Here is an 8,991-nt window from a genome sequence, read left to right on the forward strand (position 1 = left end):
CACGCTACTGCGAGCCCGTCGCCTTCAACCTGGCAGAGATCGGGTCCAGCGAGGCGATCAGCTCGGTGAGCTCGGCCGGCTCCAGCAGGGCGTACGGCGCCTCCGCGAGAACGTCGGTCATGGCCTCGATCCGGTCCTTGACCTCGCGGCCGACCTCGGTCAGGTGCCCCGCTGCGTCGACGATCCCCCGATCACGCAGGCCGTCCATGACCGAGGACAGGTAGGCCCGGGGGAGGTGGTGGATGCGACCGAAGGTCTCAGCCGGATGGATTCCCATGTCGAGCGCGAGGAGCACGTGCGCCTCGGTCCGGTCGATCTGCTCGGACATGAGGGCCACGACGTGGCCGTCTCCGCGGTGCTCACGGAGCATGTTGGCCGCGTGCCACAGCCGGGCCACCGGCTCCTCGGGCACCGGCAGCGCGCGGAGGGCGGCGTACATCACGCGGCCCTCGACGGGCGCGCTCACGGCAACCCGGGCGAGCAGGTCGGCCGCCCGCTCCGTGCCGGGGCTGGCGACGAGGTCGCCGAGGATCCGCATCAGCGCGGCGACGCATCCCTGCTGACGCGCGGCGTGCGCCGCCTCCGGGGTGGTGGTGTCCCAGACCTTCGGGATGTGGCGAGCGACCTCGCCGGGGGCGAAGTTGTAGAAGGCTGCGTCGACGACCTCGGCGGAGACCCGGCCCAGCGGCGCGGAGCGTCCCGCGAAGTAGCCGTCCCAGTAGCCGCGGAGGCCCAGCGCCGCCATCGCCTCGTGGGGCTCCTCGGAGAAGAAGTTGACCAGCGCGATCGGCTCGATCAGGTCGAACAGCGTCCGGGCCACGGGCTGAGGGTGCGTCATGGGGTCGTCTCCTCCTCGTCCGGGCCGCCGGTCGGCGGCGATACGACACAGGTCTGGCTCATTCCCCGATCCGCGTCCGCACCTCGTAGAGCTCCGGGAAGAACGTCAGGCTGAGGGCCCGCCGCAGGAAGTCGACCCCCGACGACCCACCGGTCCCGACCTTGTGGCCGATCACCCGCTGCACGACCTGCAGGTGGCGGAAGCGCCACTGCTGGAAGGCGTCCTCGACGTCGACCAGCTCCTCGCACGTCTCGTAGACGCCCCAGTGCTCGGCCGGGGCGGCGTACACGGAGGCGAAGACGTCGACGAGGTCGGGGTCGGTCGTGTGCGGCTGCGACCAGTCTCGGTCCAGCAGCCGCTGCGGGACGGCGTACCCCTGGCGCGCGAGGTGGGCGAGGAACTCGTCGTAGAGCGACGGCTCGTGCAGCAGCTCCTCGAGGGCCGCGCGCGCGGCCTCGTCGTGGGAGAAGACCTTGACCATGTCGGTGTTCTTGTTGCCGAGCAGGAACTCGACCTCGCGGTACTGCGACGACTGGAAGCCCGAGCTGGTCGCGAGGAACGGCCGGATCTCGGCGTACTCGCTCGGCGTCAGCGTCGCGAGCACCGACCACTGGTCGGTGAGCGTGTGCTGGATGTGCTTGATCCGCGCCATCCGCTTGAGGGCGGGGGAGAGGTCGTCGGCGCGCAGCAGGGCGCGGGCCGAGCGGAGCTCGTGGATCATCAGCTTGAGCCACAGCTCGCTGGTCTGGTGCTGGACGATGAAGAGCAGCTCGTCGTGCTGCGGCGGGTCGGACAGGGGCTGCTGGGCGGCGAGCAGCACGTCGAGGCGCAGGTAGTCGCCGTAGGACATCGAGCGCGAGAAGTCCTGCTGGATGCCGTCCTCTAGATCGCGCTGGTTCGGAGTTTCACCCATGGGCGGCAACCTAGTCGGTGGCCTCGTCTACCGTCGTCCCCATGGTCACCCCGGACGAGCGCACCCGCACCTGGGTGCCCGCGTGGCCGTGCTCGGTGGCGCAGGTGCTCCGCCCGCAGCGCCGGGGCGCGGGGGACCCCACCCAGCGCGAGGACGACGCCGGTCGCCACTGGCGCGCGATGCGTACGCCGACGGGGCCGGCGACGCTGTGCGTGCAGGCCCGGCCCTCGACGGGCGACGTGCTCGCCCGCGCGTGGGGGCCGGGGGCCGAGTGGGCGCTCGACCGGACGCCCGCGCTGCTCGGGGCCGACGACGACCCCACCGACTTCGAGCCGCACCACCACCCCCAGGTCGCCGAGGGCTGGAAGCGGCACCGCCACTGGCGCATCGGTGGCACCGGCCTGGTCATGGAGTCGCTCGTGCCGTCGATCCTCGAGCAGAAGGTCACCGGCAAGCAGGCGTTCGGCTCGTTCCGCGAGCTCGTACGCCGTCACGGGGAGCCGGCGCCGGGGCCGGTCGCGACGCTGCGGCTGATGCTCCAGCCGACCCCGGAGACGATCGCGGCCATCCCGTCGTGGGAGTGGCTGCGGCTGGGCGTGGAGCCCGCCCTGTCCAGGACCCTCGTGACCGCGTGCCGCCTCGCGTCGTCCCTCGAGCGGATCTCGCAGGTGCCCGTCGACGAGGCCGACCGCCGGCTGCGGTCGGTGCGCGGGATCGGGGTGTGGACCAGCGCCGAGGTGCGTCAGCGCGCGCTCGGCGACGCCGACGCGGTCAGCTTCGGCGACTACCACCTCGCCAACTGGGTCGGCTGGGCGCTGGTCGGCCACGACATCAGCGACGCGGAGATGGGTGAGCTGCTCGAGCCCTACCGCCCGCAGCGCGGCCGGGCCGCGGCGATGGCGATCGCCGGCGGTCAGTCGCGGCCGCGGCGGGGTCCGCGGATGAGTGTCCCGACGCACCTGCCCACCCGCTGACGACGGCCCAAACCCCCAGAAATGGTGTCGCCGCCACCGTCTGCTCGGGGGTAGCGTCGATGGCGGTCCAGAGGCTTTGAGGGAGGCCGTCATGGGTGACGTCGATCCTGTGATGTTGCTGGCCACGAGCGACGCGGCATCCCGTGCCGTGGTGGGGTCGGAGCTGCGGCGACGCTACGGAGGCGACTACGAGGTCGTGGTCTGCGCCGACTACCCACACGCGCGCGCGGTGCTCGAGGGGCTGCGACGGTGGCACCGGGAGGTGGCGCTGGTCATCGGCTGCTACGGCCCCGACGACCGCGACGGCCTGACCTTCCTGCGCCGCGCCTACGGGCTGCACCCCTCGGCGAAGCGGGCGATCTGCGCCGTGTGGGGCGACTTCGCCAGCACGGCCGACGTGTTCGCCGCCATCGGGCAGGGGCACGCAGAGCTCCTGCTGCTGCGTCCCGAGCGTCCTCGCGACGAGGAGTTCCACGGGGCGATCGTCGACGCCCTCGACGACTGGCACCTGGCCCAGGGCATCGGCTTCGAAGCGGTCCGGATCATCGGCCAGCAGCGCGACGAGCGCACCCACTCCCTGCGCGACTCCTTCGGGCGCAACCACATCCCGGTCGGCTTCCACCAGGTCGGCACGGAGTCGGCGACCCGGCTCCTGACCGGGCTCGGGCTGACCGATCCCGAGCTGCCGGTGGTGCAGCTCGCCTTCACCTCGCCGCCCACGACGCTGGAGGCGCCGAGCGACCTCGAGATCGCGGAGGCCTTCGGCCTGATGGCGCCGCTGACGCCCGAGCACGTGTACGACGTCGTGGTGGTCGGCGCCGGCCCCAGCGGGCTGGCCGCGGCCGTCTACGCGTCGTCCGAGGGCCTGTCCACGCTGGTGGTCGAGCAGCAGGCGGTCGGCGGACAGGCCGGCACCTCGTCCCTCATCCGCAACTACCCGGGTTTCTCCCGCGGGGTGAGCGGCGCGCACCTGGCCTTCCGGTCCTTCCAGCAGGCGTGGGGCTTCGGCACCGACTACAGCTTCATGAGGCCGGTCGAGGCGCTCGGCACCGACGGCGAGCTGCGCACGGTCGCGATGGCCGACGGCAGCCTGGTGCGCAGCCGCAGCGTCGTCATCGCCACCGGCGTCGACTACCGCCGCCTCGACGTCCCGGAGCTGGAGTCGCTGGTGGGGCGCGGCGTCTACTACGGCGCCGCGGTCTCCGAGGCACCGTCGATGGCGGGGCAGGACGTCTACGTCGTGGGCGGCGGCAACTCCGCCGGGCAGGCGGCGCTGCACCTGGCCCGCTACGCCCGGCAGGTGACGCTGCTCGTGCGCGGGCCGTCGCTGGCGGCCAGCATGTCCGACTACCTCATCTCCCAGCTCGAGGCGACCCGCAACGTCACGCTGCGCTACCGCACGGCCGTGGTCGGCGGCCGCAGCGACGACGGCTGCCTGATGGGCCTGACCCTCGGCGATCCCCACGGCACGGAGACGGAGGAGGTCGGGGCGGGCGGGTTGTTCGTCCTGATCGGCTCGATGCCCCGCACCGGGTGGCTGCCCGACGAGGTGGAGCGCGACGAGCAGGGCTTCGTCCGCACCGGCCGCGAGGTCTCGACGCCCGCGGACGGCAGCATGCGGTTGTCGCTGGAGACCAGCCTGCCGGGGGTCTTCGCGGTCGGCGACGTGCGGGCGGGGTCGGTCAAGCGCGTCGCCACGGCGGTCGGCGACGGGGCGATGGTGATCGCGATGCTCCACGGCTACCTGGCCGCGCACCCCGTGCCCGCGCCGGCACCATGACCTCGCGGCACGCCGCTCGATCCGACGCCCCGGTGGCCGGCGCGACGCGCGTGGTCCTGGTGGTGGCGGCCGTCCTCGTCTTCCTGGCCGGGTTCCAGCTGACGGTCTTCTCGCAGCGGACGGCGGAGTGGTTCTCCTGGACGATCGACGTGCCGATGACGGCGGTGTTCCTCGGCGCGGCCTACTGGTCGAGCGCGGTCCTGGAGGTCGCGGGCGCGAGGTCGGCCCTGTGGGGACGGGCACGGCTGACGGTGTGGGCGGTGCTGGTCTTCACCACCCTCACGCTGGTGGTGACCCTGCTCCACCTCGACAAGTTCCACCTGGGCCTGCACCAGCCGACGAGCGCGCGCGCCGTCGCGTGGGGGTGGATCGCCATCTATGCCGGGGTCCCGGTCGCGATGGCGGTGGCGCTGGGCGTGCAGGACCGCAGCGACGCGACCGTCGAGGCCGCGCACGACGTACGACGTCTGCCGTCGGTGCTGCGGTGGCTGCTGGTCGCGCTGGCCGCGACGCTGGTGCTGGCCGGGCTGGCACTGCTCGTGGCGCCGGAGAGCGCCGCCGGCGCGTGGTCGTGGCCACTGACCCCGCTCACCGCGCGGGCCGTCGGTGCCTGGCTCGTCGGCCTCGGCTGGGCCGCCGCGCACGCCTTCCTCGCGGACGACGCCGAGCAGGTGCGCCCGGTGGGGCTCACGGCGGTGGTCTTCGTCGTGCTGGAGGGCATCGCGCTCGCGCGCTTCGGGGACGCGATCGACTGGTCGTCGTGGCAGGCGGCGGCGTACGTCGCGGGGCTGGCGTGGATCGGCGTCGTCGGCGCCTGGATCCTGCTGCTCAGAGGAGGGGGCGCAGCGGCGCCAGGAAGCTCTCGGTGAACTTCCGGTTGAGGTCGCGGGCCTGCCACTCGTCCAGGGTCAGCTCGAGGCAGTTGCTCTCGTCGGTGAGGAAGACCGCCTCCATCACCGCCGCGAAGTCCGGGTCGATCACCTCGAGGTTGATCTCGTAGTTGCCCTGCAGGCTGAGCCGGTCGATGTTGGCCGTGCCGACGGTCGCCCAGCTGCCGTCGATGGTGGCGGTCTTGGCGTGCACCATCGCGTCCTTGAAGCGCAGGATCCGCACCCCCGACGCGAGCAGCTGGCCGTAGTAGCCGCGGGAGATCCAGTCGGCGACGATGTGGTTGGACTTCAGCGGCAGCAGGATGCGTACGTCGACCCCGCGGCGCGCCGCCTCGGCGAGCGTGTCGACGAAGTCCTGGTCGGGCAGGAAGTAGGCGGTGGTCAGCCAGATGTTGCGGCTGGCGCGGTTGATCGCCTCGAGGTACATGCTGCGGATCGGGAAGTTCCACTGCCGTGGGACGTTGCGGTGGATGCGGATCTGCGGGTCCCAGTCGGAGGCGGTCTCGAGCAGGAGCGGCCGGTCGCTGCGGCGCAGGCGGTGGCGGCGGTTGAGGTTCCAGAAGTCGGCGAAGGCGCGCTTGAGGTCCCACACGCCGGGGCCGCTGATCCGGACGTGGGTGTCGCGCCACTCGGTGGCGTACGCCGAGCCGATGTTGTAGCCGCCCAGGAAGGCGACCTCCTCGTCGACGACCAGCATCTTGCGGTGGTCGCGGCCGTAGCGTCGGAGGTCCCAGAAGCGGAGGCCGGCCGTCCAGACCGGGTAGCGCAGCACCTTCAGCGACGGCGAGAACCGCTTGAAGGCGGGGGAGACGACCATGTTGGCGAAGCCGTCGTAGATGCAGTGCACGTCGACGCCCCGGTCGGCGGCGGCGGTGAGGGCGGTCTTGAACTTCCACCCGATCTCGTCGCCCTTCCAGATGTAGGTCTCGAAGAGGACCTGCTTCTTCGCGCCGTCGATGGCGGCCAGCATGTCGTCGTAGAGGTCGCGCCCGAAGGTGTACGTCGTGATCTCGCCGCCCCCGACCGCGACGGTCTCCGGACCGGTCACCGGGAACGGCTTGGGCTTCTTGCCGCGCCGCCGGTAGGAGTCGACGAGCGACAGCGCGATCGCAAGGCCGATCTGGAGACCGAGCAGCCCGAGCAGGCTCCGTCGGACTGATGTCAGCAGGCGGGCGGCGGTCACGCGCACAATCTAGCCAGCACCCGCCAGCGTGGTGCGGTCACGCCAGGCCCAGCGCGGCGTAGCCACCGACGTCGCACGGCTGGTCGGAGAGGACGCGGAAGAGCGCGGCCCGCAGCATCGCCTGCCGGTGGACGCCCGAACGCCACTCGTCGAGCGCGTCTGCGGGAGCGCCGCCCCACAGCACCGCGTCGAGGACGCACACCGCCTCGGCCCACAGCGGCGAGCGCCAGGCGGGGGAGAGGTCGATGACGAAGGGAGTGCCGGTCGCGTCCAGCAGCACGTTGCCCGCGAGGTCGGCGTGCACCAGCTGATCGCGGCCCAGGTCGGTGTCATCCAGGTCGGCGGCGAGGGCACTCACCAGGTCGGCGAGGCCGGAGTCCCCGCGCTCGCGAGCGGCGCGGACCGCCGCGTCGGCGTCGTACGCCTGCCGCTCCGCCACCGCCCAGCGGTCCGTGCGCGCGTCGAGCTCGTCGGGACGCTGCGGGACGGCGGTCGCGAGGTGGGCGTGCAGGAGGTGGGCCGTGGCCCGCAGAACGACGAGGTCGCGACAGGGCGTGGTGCCGGGCTCGAAGCGGGTGGCGGCCCACCCGTCCACGACCAGGCTTCCGTCGCGGGCCGGCACGGGCAGCGACAGCCGGACCGCGCGCGGGACCTGCTCGTCGAGCCGGACGGCGATGCGGGCCTGGTGGGGCGCGAGCCAGCCCTCGGACGGGTCTCGTCCGGGGGAGAGCACCAGGTCGCCGGCGCGCCAGCTGGTCCCCTGGCCGCCCGGGAGGCGCTCGAGCACGCCCTCGGCCACGAAGAGGTCGAGCACGTGGTCGGGCGGCTGTGGGGCGTCCGGGGGCATGGCCGCGAGGGTAGTGCTCGGTGCCGTTGTCGGTGGCTCCCCGTAGGCTCGACGCATGCGTCCGATCACCGATCTCGAGCGTCGCGTGGCGCCCTTCAAGGTCGTCTCCGACTACAGCCCGTCAGGCGACCAGCCGGCCGCGATCGAGGAGATCGTGGAGCGGATCAAGGGCGGCGTGCAGGACATCGTGCTCCTCGGCGCGACCGGCACCGGCAAGACCGCCACGGTCGCCTGGGTGGCCGAGCAGCTGCAGCGTCCCGTCCTGGTCCTGCAGCCCAACAAGACGCTCGCCGCGCAGTTCGCCAACGAGCTGCGTCAGCTCTTCCCCGACAACGCCGTCGAATACTTCGTCTCCTACTACGACTACTACCAGCCCGAGGCCTACGTCCCCCAGACCGACACCTACATCGAGAAGGACTCCTCGATCAACGAGGAGGTCGAGCGGCTGCGCCACAGCGCCACCAACAGCCTGCTCACCCGCCGCGACACGATCGTGGTCTCGACGGTGTCCTGCATCTACGGCCTCGGCACCCCGCAGGAGTACGTCGACCGGATGCTGCGGCTCAAGGTCGGCGAGGAGCACGACCGCGACTCGGTGCTGCGCCGCCTGGTCGAGATCCAATACACCCGCAACGACATGTCGTTCACCCGCGGCACCTTCCGGGTGCGCGGCGACACGCTCGAGATCTTCCCGGTCTACGAGGAGCTCGCCGTGCGCGTGGAGTTCTTCGGCGACGAGATCGAGCGGCTGATGACGCTCCACCCGATCAGCGGAGAGGTGATCTCCGACGACACCGAGCTCCACGTCTTCCCCGCCACCCACTACGTCGCCGGCCCCGAGCGGATGGAGCGGGCGATCAAGGGCATCGAGCTCGAGCTCGACGACCAGCTCGCCCTCTTCGAGAAGCAGGGCAAGCTGCTCGAGGCGCAGCGGCTGCGGATGCGCACGACGTACGACGTCGAGATGATGCGGCAGGTCGGCTCGTGCTCCGGCATCGAGAACTACTCGATGCACATGGACGGCCGCACCCGCGGCAGCGCACCCAACACGCTGCTCGACTACTTCCCCGAGGACTTCGTCCTCGTCGTCGACGAGTCCCACGTCGCCGTGCCGCAGATCGGCGGGATGTACGAAGGCGACATGTCGCGCAAGCGCAACCTCGTCGACCACGGCTTCCGGCTGCCGAGCGCGATGGACAACCGACCGCTCAAGTTCGAGGAGTTCCTCGACCGGATCGGCCAGACGATCTACCTCTCGGCCACCCCCGGCAACTACGAGCTCGACAAGGTCGGCGGCGTCGACGAGACCGTCCAGCAGATCATCCGCCCGACGGGGCTCGTCGACCCCGAGGTCGTGGTCAAGCCCACCAAGGGCCAGATCGACGACCTGATCCACGAGATCCGCACGCGTGCCGACAAGGACGAGCGGGTGCTGGTCACGACGCTGACCAAGAAGATGTCCGAGGACCTCACCGACTCCCTCCTCGACGCCGGCATCCGCACCCGATACCTCCACTCCGAGGTCGACACGCTGCGCCGCATCGAGCTGCTCCGTGAGCTGCGGAT

Annotated in this window: 8 protein-coding genes; 4 read left to right on the forward strand and 4 right to left on the reverse strand. The window is 71.7% G+C overall.

What is annotated here, in order from left to right; genetic code table 11:
- Positions 1 to 4: 4 nt before the first annotated feature.
- Together JWN97_RS10965 and kynA are read right to left on the reverse strand one after the other, a co-directional pair.
- On the reverse strand, positions 5 to 838 hold the full coding sequence (locus JWN97_RS10965; RefSeq protein ID WP_297622389.1) for a MarR family transcriptional regulator: 834 nt from the start codon (positions 836 to 838) through the stop codon (positions 5 to 7).
- A 58-nt stretch (positions 839 to 896) separates the two neighbouring features.
- The gene (gene kynA, locus JWN97_RS10970; protein WP_297622391.1) at positions 897 to 1,751 is read right to left on the reverse strand and encodes a tryptophan 2,3-dioxygenase; all 855 of its coding nucleotides are present in this window, start codon (positions 1,749 to 1,751) and stop codon (positions 897 to 899) included.
- Positions 1,752 to 1,792: 41 nt separating this feature from the next.
- On the opposite strand from kynA, the gene JWN97_RS10975 reads away from it, so the two are divergent.
- From JWN97_RS10975 to JWN97_RS10985, 3 genes are all read left to right on the forward strand, one after another.
- Positions 1,793 to 2,725, forward strand: coding sequence for a DNA-3-methyladenine glycosylase 2 family protein (locus JWN97_RS10975; RefSeq protein ID WP_297622393.1), 933 nt, complete (start codon positions 1,793 to 1,795; stop codon positions 2,723 to 2,725).
- Between the two features lie 91 nt (positions 2,726 to 2,816).
- A complete protein-coding gene (locus tag JWN97_RS10980) occupies positions 2,817 to 4,505 on the forward strand; it encodes an FAD-dependent oxidoreductase (RefSeq protein ID WP_297622395.1) in 1,689 nt (562 codons plus the stop codon).
- Entirely contained in the window at positions 4,502 to 5,374 is an 873-nt protein-coding gene (locus JWN97_RS10985) for a hypothetical protein (protein WP_297622397.1), read from the forward strand. The genes JWN97_RS10980 and JWN97_RS10985 overlap by 4 nt, the downstream gene beginning before the upstream one ends.
- Here the strand turns inward: JWN97_RS10985 and JWN97_RS10990 are convergent.
- Positions 5,334 to 6,578, reverse strand: coding sequence for a phospholipase D-like domain-containing protein (locus JWN97_RS10990; protein WP_297622399.1), 1,245 nt, complete (start codon positions 6,576 to 6,578; stop codon positions 5,334 to 5,336). The two genes, JWN97_RS10985 and JWN97_RS10990, sit on opposite strands and share 41 nt — an antisense overlap.
- 37 nt (positions 6,579 to 6,615) lie before the next feature.
- Complete coding sequence (locus JWN97_RS10995; protein WP_297622401.1) at positions 6,616 to 7,425, reverse strand: hypothetical protein; 810 nt, start codon at positions 7,423 to 7,425, stop codon at positions 6,616 to 6,618.
- Between the two features lie 55 nt (positions 7,426 to 7,480).
- Between JWN97_RS10995 and uvrB the strand changes: the two genes are divergently transcribed.
- The coding region (gene uvrB, locus JWN97_RS11000; protein ID WP_297622403.1) for an excinuclease ABC subunit UvrB at positions 7,481 to 8,991 on the forward strand (1,511 nt) is incomplete at its 3' end.

It is taken from the genome of Nocardioides sp. (assembly GCF_025965415.1).
Lineage (GTDB): Bacteria > Actinomycetota > Actinomycetes > Propionibacteriales > Nocardioidaceae > Nocardioides.

Coding starts and splice junctions, on each gene's coding strand:
- JWN97_RS10965 (WP_297622389.1), bottom strand. CDS start 838: ATGACGCACCCTCAGCCCGTGGCCCGGACGCTGTTCGACCTGATCGAG.
- kynA (WP_297622391.1), bottom strand. CDS start 1,751: ATGGGTGAAACTCCGAACCAGCGCGATCTAGAGGACGGCATCCAGCAG.
- JWN97_RS10975 (WP_297622393.1), top strand. CDS start 1,793: ATGGTCACCCCGGACGAGCGCACCCGCACCTGGGTGCCCGCGTGGCCG.
- JWN97_RS10980 (WP_297622395.1), top strand. CDS start 2,817: ATGGGTGACGTCGATCCTGTGATGTTGCTGGCCACGAGCGACGCGGCA.
- JWN97_RS10985 (WP_297622397.1), top strand. CDS start 4,502: ATGACCTCGCGGCACGCCGCTCGATCCGACGCCCCGGTGGCCGGCGCG.
- JWN97_RS10995 (WP_297622401.1), bottom strand. CDS start 7,425: ATGCCCCCGGACGCCCCACAGCCGCCCGACCACGTGCTCGACCTCTTC.